This window comes from Clostridium sp. (genome assembly GCF_051656525.1).
In the GTDB taxonomy this organism is placed as follows: Bacteria; Bacillota; Clostridia; order Clostridiales; family Clostridiaceae; genus Clostridium.
Window position 1 is genome coordinate 1 of the sequence record NZ_JBOGCC010000246.1, and the last position, 17101, is coordinate 17101.

Genomic DNA, 17101 nt, shown 5'->3' on the forward strand with positions numbered 1-17101 from the left:
TTCATAATATGGATAAAACACCATTTGAAACTGTTTTAATTCATGGAATTATAAGAGATTCAGAAGGAAGAAAAATGAGTAAATCTCTTGGAAATGGAGTAGATCCACTTGAAGTAATTGATGAATATGGAGCAGATGCTTTAAGATTTATGTTAGTTACAGGAAATGCACCAGGAAATGATATAAGATACTTCCCAGAAAGAGTAGAATCTGCAAGAAATTTTGCTAATAAAATATGGAATGCATCAAGATTTGTTATGATGAACCTTGATAGAGATTTAATGAATGAATTCAAAGATTCAAAAGAATATTCTTTAGCAGATAAATGGATATTATCTAAATTAAATACTCTTGTAAAAGAAGTAACTGAAAATATGGATAAATTTGAACTTGGAATTGCGCTTCAAAAAGTATATGACTTTATGTGGACTGAGTTCTGTGATTGGTATATAGAACTTGTTAAACCAGTATTATATGGAGATGACAGAAAAGCTAAAGGTATAACATTTAATGTATTATATACTGTTTTAGAAACAGGATTAAAGTTATTACACCCAGTAATGCCATTTATAACAGAAGAAATCTTTACTCACTTAAATGTTGAAGAAGAAACTATAACTCATTCAGCATGGCCAGAGTTTAAAGAAGAAAACAAAGATTCTAAAGCAGAAGAAAATATGGCATACATTATAGAGGCTATTAAAGGACTTAGAAATGTAAGAGCTGAAATGAATGTTCCACCATCAAGAAAAGCAAATGTTATTTGTTATATTGAAAGTGAAGCAAAAGAAGCTTTCTTAAATGGTAAGTCATATATAGAAAAATTAGCTTCAGCAAGTGAAGTTTCATTTATAGAAAATAAAAATGAAGTTCCAGAAAATGCAGTATCACTAGTAGTTAAAGGTGGAGAGTTATTTATGCCACTTCTTGACTTAGTTGATAAAGAAAAAGAACTTGAAAGATTAAATAAAGAGCACAAAAAACTTGAGGGAGAAATTGAAAGAATAGACAAAAAACTTTCAAATCAAGGATTTGTAGCTAAAGCTCCAGAAGCCGTAATTAATGGAGAAAAAGAGAAGAGAGTAAAATATGTTCAAATGTTAGATGCAGTTAATGAAAGATTAAATGCACTAAAATAATAAGAAAAGGCATTAGCAAAAGTTTTTGCTAATGCCTTATTTAAGAGTAATAACTTTAAAGGTAGGATAGAGGCGTGAATAATATAAATATTGAAGAAAAAGATAATTTAGATTTGGTGATAGAAAGTAAAGAAGTAAAAGAGTGGAAAAAAGCTCTTATGACTTATGATTTTGCAGTTAATGAAATAAGTACAAAACTTAATATACTGAATGATGAATTTAAAAATATGCATGAGTATAATCCTATTGAGCATATAAAAACAAGGGTTAAAAAACCAAAAAGTATAATAAGAAAATTAAAAGGTAGGGGAATAGAACCTACTGTTAAAAATGCTAATGAATGTTTAACAGATATTGCAGGTGTAAGAATAATTTGTGCATTTGAAGAGGATATTTATAGAATATTTGAAATTTTGGCAAATCAAGATGATATAGAAGTTAATGAAATTAAAGACTATATAAAAGAACCTAAAGAAAATGGATATAGAAGCTTACATGTATTAATAACTATTCCTGTATTTTTATCAACAGGAACTAAAAATGTAGCTGTAGAGATTCAAATAAGAACTATAGCTATGGATTTTTGGGCAAGCCTTGAGCATAAGATATATTACAAGTATAGAGATAAGACTTTAGATAATATTTCAAATGAACTTAAAGAATGTGCAGATATGATAAAAATATTAGATAAGAAAATGACTGATATTAAACTTGAAATAAATAATTTAGCACCAGGAGAAGAGTAAAAAGGGGACAAGTTAAAAATTAAGCCTAGTAGAATTTCTACTAGGCTTAAAATATATTTTAATTAAAGACCTTTAACAGTAACATCATAAATTCTTACTGCCTGATCAGAACCTTGAGTAGGTTTGATTACAGTTATTTTTATATAACGTCCTTTAATGGCTTTAAATGTATTAGTAGTATTAGCTAAGCTATTTTTATCTATTGAAGCTACTTCAGTAAAGTTTTTGCCATCTGAACTGATTTCGATAGTATACTTTTTAGTATTCATATCAGTGCCTTCGCCACCAGCTTCAGCATGTCCCATAGAAACTTCACTTATAAGTTTATCACTTCCTAAATCAAGAGTAATAGAGTGAGGTGCTTTTCCTGTTGCGCACCATTTTGTCTTAATATCTTCATCTATAGCAAATTTAGGAGCTTCTCCATCATTAACGAAGCTACTTGCAGTAACTTTAGCACCAGAACTTAGTTTCTTTAAGTTTTTAGCACCTTTCTTAATAGTTATATAATCTTCCATAACTTTCTCATCTTCGCCATCAGTATTTTTAGCTTTTAAAATTACTTTATAAGTTCCTTCTTTAGCATAAGAAACCTTTGGTGAGTTTTCAGTGCTAGTTTCTACTGTAGCACCTGGAAACGACCATTCTACTGATTCAGTAACTAAAGAACTTGTATTTTCAAAAGTAATTTCTTCATTAATATCAGCTAAGGTTTTAGAGACTTTAAATGAAGCTTTTGGAATTTTATTATTTGGCCATTCCATTTTAGCAGTTTTAGAAGCACCACGTGCACCATTTTTACTTACAGAAACAACTTCAAATTCAGTAACATCTACATCTTTTTCACGCTCTAAAGTATGAACAAAGAAGTGATTATTTGGTGTAGCACCAAGGAATGATTTACTTTTATCTTTATTTAATCTATAAATTTCATAATGACTTAAATCGTCATTAGATGAAGCTTTCATAGAAAGACGAGCACCTGCAAACATAGAATCTTCTTCAAAAGTAGAATCAAGTAAATTTACTTCAGTAGTATCAACTACTTTAAAGGCATCTTTATTTTCAACAGTAATATTACCTAAATTAAATACTAAATCAGATACATCACTTCCAGAAGAAAGTTTATAAGAAATAGTTTTTATAGATTTTCCTTCTAATTTAGAAACATCATAAGAAATAGTTGACCATTCAGTTCCAACTTTTTCATCACCAGTTAAAGTTTCAGTAGATCCATCATGGAACTCTAAAACTAAGTCTAAGCTAGCTTCAGCATTAGATTTAGCTGTAGTGGTAAAGAGTGTATTTTTCTCTAATGCTAAGTCAGCTGCAAATAATTTTATTGTAGAAGCTTTATCTTTTTCTAATTTACCTGTAAATTTAATACTATTACCACCATAGTAAGCAGTAGAGTAGTCCATATTAGCTTCAAGTTTATTAGAGCCTTCATTATCAATAATCCATCTAAATGTTGGCATTATGTCAGCCATACTTCTGTTGTTCCAATCTAATGAAGAAACCTTTTCTCCATTTATGAAGAAGTTATATCCATTACCCATATTGAAGTTTGTCTTAAATGGAAGGCTAGTTACAGAAGAACGCTCAATAGAATAAGTACTTATTCCTCTCCATTTTTTATCTTTATTGTTAGTTTTCATTGAAGGGTTTTTATGTTCATTAACCCAATATTTTGCCTCTTTTTCTTGGAATTCATCTAAATTACCATTAGAAGAGAAATATGTCCAACTTGGGCAATAAAGTCCAAGTGACGTGTAAGGAAGCCCATTCTTATCCTCAAAAAGACTCCAGTTAACATGTGTGTTTAATCCTTCAGCTTGGGTATCAATTCCAGCATAAAGGTCGTATGGATTGATTCCTTTTTTCTCTGCATAAGCTTTAGAGTTTTTTAGTAGTTCTTGAGATGCAAATTTTTTATATGTCCACCAGAAGTTAAGGAACATAGAATCAGACATATTTTTATTTTCTCCATCTACTAAGAAAACATCATTTTTATCATTTATAGCATTTTGCCAATCCATTTTTCCATCTTTAGTCATAGAATCATACCACATAACCTCTAACTTATCTTCAGATTTTTGTTTAAATTCAGCAATAAGTTCTCTCATTAAATCAGCATGCTTTTTGCTTAATGGAGCTTTTTCAGTTCCTTCACTTTCTTGATTTATAAACCAACCATCAAAGCCATAAGTATTAGCTACTTCTATAAGCTTATCAACAATAGGGAAGCTTCCTTCATCATCTTTGGCTAAGAATTGATCAAGCCATTCTAATTTTCCACCATGATCAGTCATAGGGAAGAATACAGTTCCAAGTACAGGTACACCATTTCTGTGAGCTGCATCTGTAACATCTGGGCTTGGAGGAACAATAAGACCTTCTCCAGCAGAACCACCCCAATAAACTAATTTATCAATATATTGCCAATATGAGAATGTATTAGAGTTAAACTTATTTGAACCATGTGAAGGGTTTCCACTAGTATTACTATTCATAATAGAAATAGCAACTACATTTACTTCCTTCTTTTGAGTATCTACTGATGGTGTAAGTTTTTCTTTATCAACTCTTTTAGCTAAAGGAACAACACTTTTATTAAATTCAGCATTTTTATCCATACTTACATCCCATTTTAGTAATTCCTCTGGGAACCAGTGAGATGAAGTTGGCATAGTTGAAATAGAGATTTCAGAATTTCCTTCATTTGTAATAGAATAAGAAACATTAGATGATGACGCTTTAATGTCTTTATTACATGCAACTAAATTTGCACTTATAGCAAAGCATAAAAAAACAGGAACAAGATATTTTAATTTTTTCTTTAATTTTGTTTTAGATTTCATAGTAAAATCCCCCCTATAATCTGTAAACGTTATATTAAAATTTTACTATAAATGGCATTTATTAAAATAGTGTAAAAATTATTATAAATGTGTAAAAATTGCAAAAAGCTACTTAATTTAAAGTAGCTTTTGAAATTCGTTTAATATGGATAAATACATAGATTCCACCGAATAAAATTGATAAGAAATTAGAGAGAGGTAAAACAATCCAAATTCCATTTATACCAAGACCGAATGTATAAGGTAAAAGATATAAAAATGGAATAAAGAATATAACTCTTCTAAATAATGATAATATTATAGATTCTTTAGCAAAGCCAATAGCTCTAAAGAATGAAATTGATAAAAAGTAAATTCCAAGTAAAGGAGATGCTAAAAGTGCAATTATTAAAATATGACTTCCGTAATTTATAAGTTTTGTATTATTTGAAAATAAATTTATAAATAGCTTAGAGAAAATCATTAAAACTGCAGTACAAATTGTTCCACCGAGTACGGTATAAAAAAGATTATACTTTACACAAGATTTCATACGAGATATGTTTTTAGAAGAAAAACTATATCCTATTAAAGGTTGAGTTCCACGGCAGAATCCAGCAACGGAACGTTGAATAAATGATGTAAGCTTATAGACAATTCCATAAATAGCAATTGCATAGTTTCCACCAAAATGATATAAATCTTTATTTAAAAGCATCATAGAAATACTTCCAATAAATTGATTTAAGAATGTTGAAAAACCAATAGGAAGAGATTCTTTAATAAGTTTAAAATTAAATTTTATATCGGATATTTTAATTTTTAAAAATGATTTGAATTTAAATATGTATAGTAAATAAATTAAATTTATAAGTTTTGAAAGGGTAGTTGCAAGACCAGCACCTAAAACACCCCATTTAAAAATAACTATAAATAAAAAGTCTAAAAGTATATTAGATATTATACTAATAATAGTGCCAATCATAGAGTGAAAAGAATTTCCTTCAGCTCTTAAGATATTATTTGATGCAATACATAAAGGATAAAATAGTATTCCAATAAACATAGCTTTAGCATAAGTGGTAGCATAGGGAATAGCTTTACCAAAGGCACCAAAAGCCATTACAATAGGTTTTGCAAAAATAAAACCAATAATACATAAAAATATGGAAAGGAAAAAAATACAAAAAAATAGACTTCCAGCAGCCTTTGTTGCATTTTTTATATCTTTTTTCCCAAGTGCCCTAGATATATATGAGCCTATACCAGAAGTGAAAAGTTGAGTAAGGGCCATTATCATCATTTGTATAGGAAGATATATAGAAACTGCATCAATACCAAGAGTGAATACATATCGTCCTATAAAAATAGTATCAATTACATTGTAAATTACTGTGGATACAGTAGACACTGCACTAGGAGAACTTAATCTTAATACAGCTTTTTTAGGATTTTCTTCTCCTAAAGTATAATTTCTATCCATAAAAAAACTCCTTTCTAATATTAAAATATTAGCATATAGAAATGGAAGTAGAATTAAATACGGGTGAACTATTTATTAATAAAAAAACTAATAGATGAAAAGAGTCTTCATCTATTAGTCTATTAAAATTTTAATTTAAATTAGATTTCGCCAAACATTTTTTTAGAGAAGTTTTCACCAAATTCTCTAAGTTCAGTTAATTGTGATTCAGAAGCTCTAAATTTAATAGCTAAACCTTCTGCAACTAATTTCATTTTTAATTCTTTTAATCTACTATCCATTCTAGGAACAGCTTCACCACTCCATCCATATGAACCAAATGATGCTGCAAATTTACCACCATGAATAATTGGGTTTAAATTTGCAAGAAGAATTCTAATTGGAGGTAAAAGTTCATTAACAATAGTTGGTGAACCAAATAAAATACCATCAGATTCCTCTATATCTTGAACAATTGTACTAGTTTCATGTTCTATAACATCATACATTTTTACTTCGACATTATGATTTTTTTGAATTCCTTCTTTAATAGCTTCAGCCATTTCACGAGTGTATCCATAAGCACTTACATAAGAGATAGTGACTTTTTTATCACCATTTATTTTAGGCTTAACAGGTGTGCTCCAGTTTCTATAAGTTTCGACTATTTCCATAGGATTATCTCTTAAAACAGGACCATGACCTGGACAAATTACGTCGATATCAAGATTTTCTATTTTAGCAATTGCTTTTAAAACAAATGGTTTAAATGGTCCAAAGATACAGTTGTAATAATAACTTAAAGCTTCAAGATAATGCTCTTTATTTTCTACTAAATCATTAAATACATTTTCAGTAGAATAATGACTCCCAAATGAGTCACAAGTTATTAAAACATTATCTTCTTTCACATAAGTATACATTGAATCTGGCCAATGTAAAAATGGTGCAGAAATAAATCTTAATGTTTTATTTCCAAGAGATAGTTCATCACCATCTTTAGCGATTATATAATCAAAATCTCTATTTAATATTTCTTTTAAATAATTTATAGCTTGAGATGAACCAACAACTTTAGCATTTGGTGACATATCAAGAATTTTTCCAACAGAACCAGAATGATCTGGTTCTGTATGATCAACAACTATATAGTCAATTTCTTCACCTTTAATTTCAAGACTTCCAAGTGTTTTTAAATATTCATCAAAACATCTTTCCTTAACTGTTTCAAAAAGAGCAGTTTTTTCGCTTCCTTTAACTACGTATGAGTTATAAGTAGTTCCATAAGGAGTATACATTATAATATCAAATATTCTAAGTCCTGGATCTAATGCACCAACCCAGTAAATATCATTTTTAATTTCTTTAAACTTCATCCTAAACACCTCTATATATAACTAATAATTTTTATTTTATAATAATAATTTTGATATTACAATTGTAACAAACTTCACACTATAAGTAAACAAATCATTAAAATAAAAATTTACTTATGATTAAAAAACAAAAATATTTTATAGTATTATTATAAGCTTTATTAAACTAGTAAATTGGTGTAAAATGTAAACTAAAATGAAAGTTTATGTTAAATTTATAGATAAAATAGAGATAAAATAGATTTTAAGGAAGTGTAAAAGAAAAATGAATTATAAAGAGGCAAGAGAATATATACATAAAGTAAATAATTTTGGTTCAGATTATGGACTTACAAGAGTGGAAAGAGTTTTAGAATTACTAGATAATCCAGAAAAAAAAATAAAGATTATTCATGTTGGAGGAACTAATGGAAAGGGATCGACTACTTCTATGATAACAGAAATCCTTATTAAAGAGGGATATAAGGTAGGAATGTATACATCACCTTTTTTGGAGGAATTTGAGGAAAGAATACAGATCGATAGAAAAAATATAGAAAAAAAAGATTTAGCTGTATATGTTGAGAAAATAAAAAATGTAGTATCTATAGTAGATAAAGAAGGAATTGGAAAAGTTACAGAGTTTGAAATAATAACATGTCTTATGTTTTTATATTTTTACGAAAAGAAAGTAGATTTTGCAGTTGTAGAAGTAGGACTTGGTGGAAAATTAGATGCAACAAATGTAATAGATCCTATTATATCTATTTTAACATCAATTAGTTTAGATCATATGAATATTCTAGGGAGCACGTTAGAAAAAATAGCAAGTGAAAAATGTGGAATAATAAAAAGGGAAAAAACTGTTGTAAGTTATCCTCAGAAGTTAGAGGCACTTAAAGTTATAGAGAAAGTAGCAAAAGAAAAAAATTCAAAGCTTATAGAAATTAAAGAGAGTGATGGAGAGTTTATAAACGTTATTAATGAGAATGGACAGATATATCAGCATGTTGAAATAAAAGGAAAGAATAAAATCTATAATTTTGATTTAGGACTTTTAGGAAAACATCAAATTTTAAATTGTGCTTTAGCTATAAGAGTAGTGGAAGAAGTTTTAGAAAATCCTAAAAATATAGAAAAGGCATTAAAGAATGTAAGATGGAATGGAAGACTAGAGATTTTAAAAGAGAAACCTTTAGTAGTTATAGATGGGGCTCATAATATAGATGGAATAAAGGTTTTAAAGGAAAATATAGATATATATTTTAAGGAAAAGAAAATATATTTACTACTTGGAATATTAGCTGATAAGCAAGTAGAAGAAATGATAGATATAATAGCTAAAGATGCAGAAGAGATAGTTGCATTAACTCCAAATAGTGATAGAGCAGAGCTTTCAGAAGATTTAAAGAGAGAAGTAGAAAAAATAAATAAAAATGTAAGGGCCTTTGAAAGTTATGAGGAGGGATATAATTATATTTATAGTAAAGCTAAAGAAGATGATTTAGTTTTAGCTACTGGTTCTTTATATATGATAGGAGCACTTAGAGGCATAATTAATAAAAATTAAAAAGCTTTTAGCAGAGAGAAATTTTCTGCTAAAAGCTTTTTTTATAATAATTCTTTAAGTGCTAATGAAAGTTGATCAGGACATGATGTATCTTTACTTTTACATTTAATTCCTTCTAGTTTTTCAATAGCATCTGTTATTTTCATTCCTTTTATAAGTTCTGAAATTCCAAAAAGATTTCCAGGACATCCATTTATAAAATTAACTGATTTTATAAAATCTCCTTCAGTTTGAATATGAATTTCTGTTGAACATACTCCTTTAGTTTTATATACGAACATTATAAATTCCCCCTTAAAGTAACTAAAATAAAATTTAATTTAGGTAAGTCTAATTTTTACCTAAATTTATTATAAAGGTATTTATGGAAATAATAAAGGAGAAAAATGGAGGAATTTGTTCCAAGAAGAAATAAAGAAACATATTATATTAAGAAAAGAATAGCCTAAGATTTAAGGAGTGAAAAATGGAGAATATTATTGTATGTAATACTTCAAATGATAGCCTAAGTAAAGTTGATATTGATAGAGTGTATGTAGATACGTTACCCTTAAAGCTTGGGGGAGAGAAGATTGGACCGAGAAGCATTGATATTAAGGGGGAAAGGGGGGTAGTAGTTAATTGCTATTCAGAATCAATAACATTTGTGGATATTAAAAATCTTAAAGAAATTGAAAATTATTCTGTAGGCAAATATCCTAAAGATATAAAGTGGAGAGGAGAAAATATTTATGTAGCTTGTGGTGATTCTAATTCTATAATAATTTTTAATGAAGTAAAAAAAACAATAGAGTTTGAAATTAAAGTGGGGGATTATCCAAGTTCTTTAGCTATTGATGAAAAAGAGGAATTTATTTATATAGCAAATAGTAATAGTAGTAGTATAAGTATTATTAATAATAGAACAAAAAAAGTTGAAAGAGAAATTTTTTTAAAAGAAGCTCCAACAAAAGTAGAATTATCAAAAGCTAATAATGAGTTATTAGTATGTGTAAATTCTTTTAAACAACATATGAAAGGAAAATTAATAACGTATTCTTTAGAGGATTTTAAGATTAAAGAAGAATATAGAGTTGGTGCATTTCCAATAGATTTAATTGAAAGTGAAAATTTGATATATGTAGCAAATTTTGGTGAGGGAAGCATAAGTGTTATAAATAGATTAGATAAAAGTAGTTACAAGATAATGGTTGGAGGAATGCCAAAAGGATTATTAAAGAAGGATGAAAATCTTATAATATCTGATTATTATAAGGGAAAAATAATATTGTTAAATGAACAAAATATGGATAAAAAAATCATTGCAGTAGGAAATGAACCTAATGCAATGATTTTTGAAAATCTTATTCATTAAATAATAGACTAATTATTTGATTATAAATTTCAGAAGGATTTTCCTGCCACTTACCACAAATGTAAGTGGCTTGTTTTTTTGTTGGAACAGAAAGTGTAAGATCAATTAAAGGGACATCATCTTCAAGTGCCTTTATATGAACTAAGAAACTATTATTTTTAGCTAATGTATAGTCACTATGAATAGTTAATTCCTTTTTTATAAGATCAATATGATCCTTTATATATTCATTTATTGATGTAAGTTGAGATACAGAAATTCTATTTTTAAAGAAAGATAAAACACTATCTCCTTTTTCTGTTAAAGAAATTAATTTTTTATCAGATACTTCAGTGTATTGAATAAAAGTAGCTTCAGACAATTCAGATATATATTGCTGAAGAGTAAAATAGTTTATAAAACTATTTTCTAAAACTATTTCTGTAAGTTGTGTATTTGTTATTGGCTGTTTAAGTAATTTTAATATATATAAAACTAATAACTTATTTTCAGCTAATTCTAAAGAACTTTCCTTATGCATATAAAAACCTCCATTAAAGTTTGAAAGTATAAATTAATTATAGCATAAATTTATAAGAAAGGAAGTTTAGTAATAAATAAAGAATTTTTTTGCATACTAATAGAATAAAATAAAATTTTAGGAGGAAAAAATGAGAAATAGAAAGTACATAATAGCAGTTATATTAATGTCAATTATAGTAATAGGATACAAGGGAATTTTAGTAGATGCTGTAAATAATAAAGAAAGAGAACCTATATATGAAATAGAAACAAATAAAAAGGAATTGTTTTTAACATTTGATATAAATTGGGCGAAAAAGGATAATACATATAAAATATTAGAGATATTAAAAGAAAATGATGTAAAGGCTACATTTTTTATAATGGGAAAATGGGTTGTATATCCGAAGGGGAATAAAGAAAAGTTAAAGAAAATTTATGAAGAGGGACATTTAATAGGAAATCATAGTTATGTCCATCCTGATTTTAAAGAAATTAAAAAAGAAAGAATGGAGGAGGAAATATTAAAAACAGAAAATATAATAAGGAAAGAGATTGGAATAAAAACAGAAATTTTTAGATTTCCAAGTGGCTCATTTAAAGATGAAGCAGTAAAAGTAGTATATGATTTAAATTATGTACCAATAGAGTGGAATATTGATTCAAGAGACTGGATGAATAAAGGACTAGAAAAAGAATATTTGAATGTAAAAAAGAAAATAAAGGGTGGTTCAATAATTCTTTATCATAATAATGGAAGATATACTCCGGAAAATTTAGATAGATTAATAAAGGAATGCAAAAAAGAGGGGTATAGTTTTGGGGTTTTGAGAAAAAATTAATTAAAAATTAATAAATTTAAAATAAATTTCAAAAAACATTGATAAAAGATAAGCATATGTATTATAATGGAAATATATTTGTGTTGGGTTTTTTTTAGGGGCACAAATTTTATTACAAAGGGAGCGAGGGGTTTACAATGGATAATTTAATGTTAAACAATAAAATTTACTTAGAAGGTAAGGTAATTTCAGAAAAGGAATTCAGTCACGAAATGTACGGAGAGGGTTTTTATACTTTTGATTTAGAAGTTATGAGACTTAGTGATTCAGTAGACATACTGAATATAACGGTTTCAGAAAGACTTTTAACAGGTGTAGATATAAGTATAGGAACAGAAATAGTAGTAGATGGTCAATTAAGATCATATAACAAATTTATGGATGGAACTAATAAGTTAATATTAACTGTTTTTGCAAGAAATATAGAGCCATGCTTAGAAAGAAGTAAGAATCCAAATGAAATATATTTAGATGGATATATATGTAAAGAACCAGTGTATAGAACAACACCATTTGGAAGAGAAATTGCTGACGTATTATTAGCAGTAAATAGAGCTTATAACAAATCAGACTATATTCCTACAATTGCATGGGGAAGAAATTCAAGATTTTGCAAAATGTTAGAAGTTGGAGACAACATAAGAATTTGGGGAAGACTTCAAAGCAGAGAGTATCAAAAGAAAGTATCAGATAGTGAGGTTATTAAGAAAATAGCTTACGAAGTATCTATATCTAAAATGGAAAGAGTAAGAGATAATGAAGAGGAAATAATCCTTCAAGATGAAAGAGAAGGTGCAGTATAGAAAATAAAGCAAGTACAAAAAGTACTTGCTTATTTTATTAGATTATTTTCTTAAATCATCTAATAATTGAGTTTTATCTTTAGTTTGATCATCAACTGATTTAATAATTTTAGCAGGTGACCCAGCTACAACTACACCAGCAGGTACATCTTCAGTTACAACAGAACCAGCTGCAACAACTGAACCTTTTCCAACTTTTATTCCTTCAAGAATAACAGCATTAGCACCTATTAAAACATTATCAGCAATTTCACAAGGTGACTTACTTGGTGGCTCAAGAACACCTGCTACAACAGCTCCAGCTCCTAAGTGAACATTATTACCAAGTTTTCCACGAGCACCAATAACAGCATTCATATCAACCATAGTTCCTTCACCAATTTCAGCTCCAATGTTTATAACAGCACCCATCATAATAACTGCATTTTTACCAATTGAAACTCTGTCACGAATTATAGCACCTGGCTCAATTCTTGCATCAATTTCTTTTATATCAAGCATTGGAATTGCAGAATTTCTTCTATCATTTTCAATTCTGAAGTGCTTTATTTTATCCTTATTGTCTAAAATAACTTTAGTTAATATGTCTGATTCTCCAATTAAGATGTAGAAGTTATCAGTTCCATACCATTCTATATTTTCTAAATCAGCATCTTTAAGATTTCCGTTTACGAAAATTTTAAGTGGTGTAGATTTTTTTGTTTCTTTTATGAATCTTGCGATTTCATATGGATCAGTAAAATTATATTCCATGTTTATCATCCTTTCTAATTTTGTCGAATTTTATATGTGTGTAATTAATTATAATAAAAATAGGGCTTGTTTAAAAGGGGTAAATTAAAAAAAAGTCCATTTGCTAGAGAATAATTAATAATGTAGAATAAAATCATAGAAAGTTTAGAGATAATTTATATTAGAGGAGTGATAAAAAATGAAATTAGAAAAAGGATTAGTTCAAATATATACAGGGAATGGAAAGGGAAAGACTACAGCAGCCATAGGACAAGGAATGAGAGCATATGGAAATGGACTTAAGGTAACAATGTTACAATTTTTAAAAGGAGGATATACAGGAGAATTAAAAACTGTAGAAGAACTAAATGATAATTTTAAAATATATAGATTTGAAAGTAAGAAGGATTTTGTTTGGAATTTAAATGAAGAGCAAATAGAACTTTTAAAGAAAGAAATAAGAGTAGGATATAACTTTATATTAGAAAGATTAGAGAAAAATGATACTGATCTTTTAATAATAGATGAAATTATGGGGGCTTTAGGTAATAAGTTTTTAACTGTAGAGGAAGTTTTATATATTATAGAAAATAAACCAGAAAATATGGAAGTAATAATGACAGGAAGAAACGTACCACAAGAAGTAATTGAAAAAGCAGATTTAGTAACAGAGATGAAAATGATAAAACATTACTATGAAAAAGGAGTTACTAGTAGAAGGGGGATTGAGTATTAAATGAATAAGAATGTAGAAAAGGTTCAAATTTCAGGAATAAGAAAATTCTATAATAAAGTTTTAAAAGTAGACAATGCTATTAGCCTAACACTTGGGCAACCAGATTTTAACACACCAGAAGCTATAAAAATTGGAATGAAAAATGCAATTGATAAAGATTTAACTACATATACAAGTAATGCAGGTATAAAAGAATTAAGAGATGAAATAGCAAAATATTTAAATAGTTTAAATATAAATTATAAAAGTGAAGATATTTGTTTAACTGTTGGTGGAAGTGAAGGGATTTATGCAGTTCTTCAAAGTCTTATAAATGAAGGAGATAAAATATTAATTCCAAATCCAGCCTATCCAGCTTATGAAAGTATAGGAACTATACTTGGAGCAGATATTATAGATTATGGATTAAAAGCAGACTTTACAGTAGACATAGCTAAAATAAAAGAAAAGTTAAAAGAGAATAATTGTAAAGTATTAATTTTATCTTTTCCAACTAATCCTACAGGAGCAATTTTATCTAAAAAAGATAAAGAGGACTTAGTAGAAATTATAAGAGAAAATGAAATATTAGTAATAACAGATGAAATATATGGTGCAATTATCTATGATGAGTATTATTCAGTAGCACAAGAGGAAGAAATTTTAGAAAAAATTATATATATTAGTGGTTTTTCTAAAATGTTTTCAGCAACTGGACTAAGACTTGGATATGTTTGTGCAAAAGGGAATGTAATGAAAGAAGTAATGAAAGTGCATCAATATGGAGTTTCATGTGCTCCATCAATAGTTCAATATGGAATTTTAGAAGGTCTTAAAAATTCCATGGATGATGTAGAGTTTATGAAAAATGAATTTAAAAAGAGAAAAGAATACGTAGTGAAAAGATTAGAAGATATGGGAATGGAAGTCTCAAATCCAAATGGAGCTTTTTACGTATTTCCAAGTATAAAAAAATTCAAAATGACATCAGATGAGTTTTGTGAAAGGCTATTAAATGAACAAAAAGTCGCATGTGTTCCAGGAAATGCTTTTGGTAGTTTAGGAGAAGGATATATGAGAATATCTTATTGTTATTCTATTAATGAATTAGAAAAAGCATTAGATAAAATAGAAGAATTTATAAAAAAATTAAATTAGATAAAAGAAAAACTAGAAAAGATTGTAGTGAAACAATAAAGTAAACTACAGTCTTTTTTTTGTAGATTAAAACAACTTTTAGAAAGAAAAAAATAAGAAATGTTCGCACCGAAAAAACAAAAAATAGTAAATGTACAAAAAAATAACTAGAGTTAAAAAATCCAAATTAACAAAAAAAAGAGGATGAAAATTGACATAATAGATAGATTAATAAAAAAAATAAATTTCCAAAAATAGGATTAAACCTTGTGAATAAAAGGGTTTGAGAGATAAAAGTTAAGAAAAAAATGAATTTCAAAATAATAATAATACACTTTATTTTTTGACAAAGTAATAAAAATAAGCTTCAATAATTAACGGTATTATTTGACAAAAGAGTTAAATATAATATAATTATTAATAAATCAGCTAACGGATAGATAGCAGCAAAGAATGGGGGAGATAATATGGCAAAGTATATAGGACAAAGAATTTTAGTAAGTATTGCAACAATTTGGGTAGTAATTACTATAGCATTTTTCCTAATAAGATTAATGCCAGGAGGACCTTTTGATGGCGAAAAAATGACACCAGAAATTAAAGCAGTCCTTAATGAACAATATGGTTTAGATAAACCACTAGGGGAACAATACAAAATTTATATGGGAAATCTTTTAAAAGGTGATTTAGGAGAATCAATGCAGTTTAGAGGAAGAAAAGTTATAGATGTAATTGAATATTCTTTTCCTAAATCAGCAAAACTTGGACTAGTTGCAGTAAGTTTTTCATTAGTAGTTGGAATACTACTTGGAATTTTATCAGCATTAAAATCTGGTAAATGGCCAGATAGGGTATGTATGTTTATTTCAACACTTGGAATAACAATACCAAGCTTTGTAATTAGCTCACTACTTATATATTTCTTAGTTGTGAAGCTAAAAATAATACCAACAGCAATAGGGTTAGATAAACCTATAAATTATATAATGCCAGTAATTGCACTTGCAGGAAGTTCAACAGCATTTATAACAAGGCTTACAAGAAGTAAGCTTATAGATGTTTTAAAATCAGATTATATAAGAACAGCAAAGGCAAAAGGATTAAGTGAAAAAACAGTAATATTTAAACATGCACTTAGAAATTCATTAATCCCAATAGTAACGTATATGGGACCATTAATAGCAGGAATACTTACAGGATCTTTTGTAGTAGAAAAAATCTTTGGAATACCAGGGCTTGGAAATGAATTTGTATCAACAATAACAAATAGAGATTATTCAATGCTTCTTGGAGTTTTAGTATTCTTTAGTACATTAATAGTTATATGTAATTTAATTGTAGATATTATGTATGTAGTTATAGATCCAAGAATAAAATTATCAAATTTAGAAAGTTAGAAAGGGGTAAAGATATGGAAAATTTAAAGTTTAATAAAGAAATGTTTACTCCAGTTTCTAAGGAGGAAAAAACATTTGAAAAGAATGTAAGACCAAGTGTAGGATATTGGAAAGATGCATGGAGAAGATTAAAAACTAATAAAGTAGCAATAGTTTCATTAATAATTATAATACTTTTTGTATTAGCTGTTATCATAACGCCAATGGTTTCACAATATACTTATGATGGACAAGATAAAACAGCATCTAACTTAGGTCCAAGTATGGCACATCTTATGGGAACAGATACTTTAGGACGTGATTTATTTGTAAGGGTAATGATGGGAGCTAAGTATTCTTTAATAGTGGGAATAGGAGCAGCTATTATAAATCTTGTTATAGGAGTTGTTTATGGAGCAGTTGCAGGATTTTTTGGTGGAAAAGTAGATAATATTATGATGAGAATAGTAGATTGTCTTTATTCAATTCCAACAATGATATATGCAGTTTTAATTATGGCAGTTTTAAA

The 17101-nt window shown here is 27.7% G+C and carries 16 protein-coding genes; 10 read left to right on the plus strand and 6 right to left on the minus strand.

Translation table 11 applies throughout. The features are described 5' to 3' along the window. Positions 1-1139: class I tRNA ligase family protein (locus ACRDDY_RS12280; protein ID WP_438565238.1), on the plus strand; the 1139-nt coding region annotated here is incomplete at its 5' end. Between the two features lie 74 nt (positions 1140-1213). After that, positions 1214-1885, plus strand: a complete 672-nt coding sequence (locus ACRDDY_RS12285; RefSeq protein WP_438565239.1) for a GTP pyrophosphokinase — start codon at positions 1214-1216, stop codon at positions 1883-1885. A 62-nt stretch (positions 1886-1947) separates the two neighbouring features. On the opposite strand, the gene ACRDDY_RS12290 is transcribed toward ACRDDY_RS12285, so the two are convergent. From ACRDDY_RS12290 to ACRDDY_RS12300, 3 genes are all read right to left on the minus strand, one after another. Beyond that, positions 1948-4746, minus strand: a complete 2799-nt coding sequence (locus ACRDDY_RS12290; protein ID WP_438565240.1) for an endo-beta-N-acetylglucosaminidase — start codon at positions 4744-4746, stop codon at positions 1948-1950. Positions 4747-4858: 112 nt separating this feature from the next. Beyond that, a complete protein-coding gene (locus tag ACRDDY_RS12295) occupies positions 4859-6208 on the minus strand; it encodes an MATE family efflux transporter (protein ID WP_438565241.1) in 1350 nt (449 codons plus the stop codon). Between the two features lie 140 nt (positions 6209-6348). Then, positions 6349-7563, minus strand: coding sequence for an FprA family A-type flavoprotein (locus ACRDDY_RS12300; protein WP_438565242.1), 1215 nt, complete (start codon positions 7561-7563; stop codon positions 6349-6351). A 265-nt stretch (positions 7564-7828) separates the two neighbouring features. Here ACRDDY_RS12300 and ACRDDY_RS12305 point away from each other — a divergent pair, with 265 nt between their 5' ends. Continuing rightward, complete coding sequence (locus tag ACRDDY_RS12305) at positions 7829-9112, plus strand: bifunctional folylpolyglutamate synthase/dihydrofolate synthase (RefSeq protein ID WP_438565243.1); 1284 nt, start codon at positions 7829-7831, stop codon at positions 9110-9112. Between the two features lie 41 nt (positions 9113-9153). Here ACRDDY_RS12305 and ACRDDY_RS12310 read toward each other — a convergent pair whose 3' ends face one another. Further along, entirely contained in the window at positions 9154-9393 is a 240-nt protein-coding gene (locus ACRDDY_RS12310) for a TIGR03905 family TSCPD domain-containing protein (RefSeq protein WP_438565244.1), read from the minus strand. 185 nt (positions 9394-9578) lie between these two features. On the opposite strand from ACRDDY_RS12310, the gene ACRDDY_RS12315 reads away from it, so the two are divergent. Beyond that, complete coding sequence (locus tag ACRDDY_RS12315; protein WP_438565245.1) at positions 9579-10466, plus strand: YncE family protein; 888 nt, start codon at positions 9579-9581, stop codon at positions 10464-10466. On the opposite strand, the gene ACRDDY_RS12320 is transcribed toward ACRDDY_RS12315, so the two are convergent. Next, a complete protein-coding gene (locus ACRDDY_RS12320) occupies positions 10456-10986 on the minus strand; it encodes a DUF4364 family protein (protein ID WP_438565246.1) in 531 nt (176 codons plus the stop codon). The genes ACRDDY_RS12315 and ACRDDY_RS12320 overlap by 11 nt on opposite strands. 130 nt (positions 10987-11116) lie before the next feature. On the opposite strand from ACRDDY_RS12320, the gene ACRDDY_RS12325 reads away from it, so the two are divergent. Further along, a complete protein-coding gene (locus ACRDDY_RS12325) occupies positions 11117-11809 on the plus strand; it encodes a polysaccharide deacetylase family protein (protein ID WP_438565247.1) in 693 nt (230 codons plus the stop codon). A 137-nt stretch (positions 11810-11946) separates the two neighbouring features. Further along, positions 11947-12612, plus strand: coding sequence for a single-stranded DNA-binding protein (locus ACRDDY_RS12330; RefSeq protein ID WP_438565248.1), 666 nt, complete (start codon positions 11947-11949; stop codon positions 12610-12612). Positions 12613-12654: 42 nt separating this feature from the next. On the opposite strand, the gene dapD is transcribed toward ACRDDY_RS12330, so the two are convergent. Then, entirely contained in the window at positions 12655-13365 is a 711-nt protein-coding gene (gene dapD / locus ACRDDY_RS12335; RefSeq protein WP_438565249.1) for a 2,3,4,5-tetrahydropyridine-2,6-dicarboxylate N-acetyltransferase, read from the minus strand. Between the two features lie 178 nt (positions 13366-13543). On the opposite strand from dapD, the gene ACRDDY_RS12340 reads away from it, so the two are divergent. The 4 genes from ACRDDY_RS12340 to ACRDDY_RS12355 all read left to right on the plus strand — a co-directional run. Then, positions 13544-14080, plus strand: coding sequence for a cob(I)yrinic acid a,c-diamide adenosyltransferase (locus ACRDDY_RS12340; protein ID WP_438565250.1), 537 nt, complete (start codon positions 13544-13546; stop codon positions 14078-14080). Then, a complete protein-coding gene (locus tag ACRDDY_RS12345) occupies positions 14081-15217 on the plus strand; it encodes a pyridoxal phosphate-dependent aminotransferase (RefSeq protein WP_438565251.1) in 1137 nt (378 codons plus the stop codon). 446 nt (positions 15218-15663) lie between these two features. Further along, positions 15664-16593: an ABC transporter permease gene (locus ACRDDY_RS12350; protein WP_438565252.1), complete on the plus strand. Its 930-nt coding sequence runs from the start codon at positions 15664-15666 to the stop codon at positions 16591-16593. Positions 16594-16607: 14 nt separating this feature from the next. Further along, a partial coding sequence (locus ACRDDY_RS12355; RefSeq protein WP_438565253.1) for an ABC transporter permease occupies positions 16608-17101 on the plus strand: 494 nt, incomplete at its 3' end.

Bases quoted from the DNA above. Each gene is read 5' to 3' on its own strand.
- ACRDDY_RS12290 (WP_438565240.1), bottom strand. From the start codon at position 4,746: ATGAAATCTAAAACAAAATTAAAGAAAAAATTAAAATATCTTGTTCCT.
- ACRDDY_RS12295 (WP_438565241.1), bottom strand. From the start codon at position 6,208: ATGGATAGAAATTATACTTTAGGAGAAGAAAATCCTAAAAAAGCTGTA.
- ACRDDY_RS12300 (WP_438565242.1), bottom strand. From the start codon at position 7,563: ATGAAGTTTAAAGAAATTAAAAATGATATTTACTGGGTTGGTGCATTA.
- ACRDDY_RS12305 (WP_438565243.1), top strand. From the start codon at position 7,829: ATGAATTATAAAGAGGCAAGAGAATATATACATAAAGTAAATAATTTT.
- ACRDDY_RS12310 (WP_438565244.1), bottom strand. From the start codon at position 9,393: ATGTTCGTATATAAAACTAAAGGAGTATGTTCAACAGAAATTCATATT.
- ACRDDY_RS12315 (WP_438565245.1), top strand. From the start codon at position 9,579: ATGGAGAATATTATTGTATGTAATACTTCAAATGATAGCCTAAGTAAA.
- ACRDDY_RS12320 (WP_438565246.1), bottom strand. From the start codon at position 10,986: ATGCATAAGGAAAGTTCTTTAGAATTAGCTGAAAATAAGTTATTAGTT.
- ACRDDY_RS12325 (WP_438565247.1), top strand. From the start codon at position 11,117: ATGAGAAATAGAAAGTACATAATAGCAGTTATATTAATGTCAATTATA.
- ACRDDY_RS12330 (WP_438565248.1), top strand. From the start codon at position 11,947: ATGGATAATTTAATGTTAAACAATAAAATTTACTTAGAAGGTAAGGTA.
- dapD (WP_438565249.1), bottom strand. From the start codon at position 13,365: ATGGAATATAATTTTACTGATCCATATGAAATCGCAAGATTCATAAAA.
- ACRDDY_RS12340 (WP_438565250.1), top strand. From the start codon at position 13,544: ATGAAATTAGAAAAAGGATTAGTTCAAATATATACAGGGAATGGAAAG.
- ACRDDY_RS12345 (WP_438565251.1), top strand. From the start codon at position 14,081: ATGAATAAGAATGTAGAAAAGGTTCAAATTTCAGGAATAAGAAAATTC.
- ACRDDY_RS12350 (WP_438565252.1), top strand. From the start codon at position 15,664: ATGGCAAAGTATATAGGACAAAGAATTTTAGTAAGTATTGCAACAATT.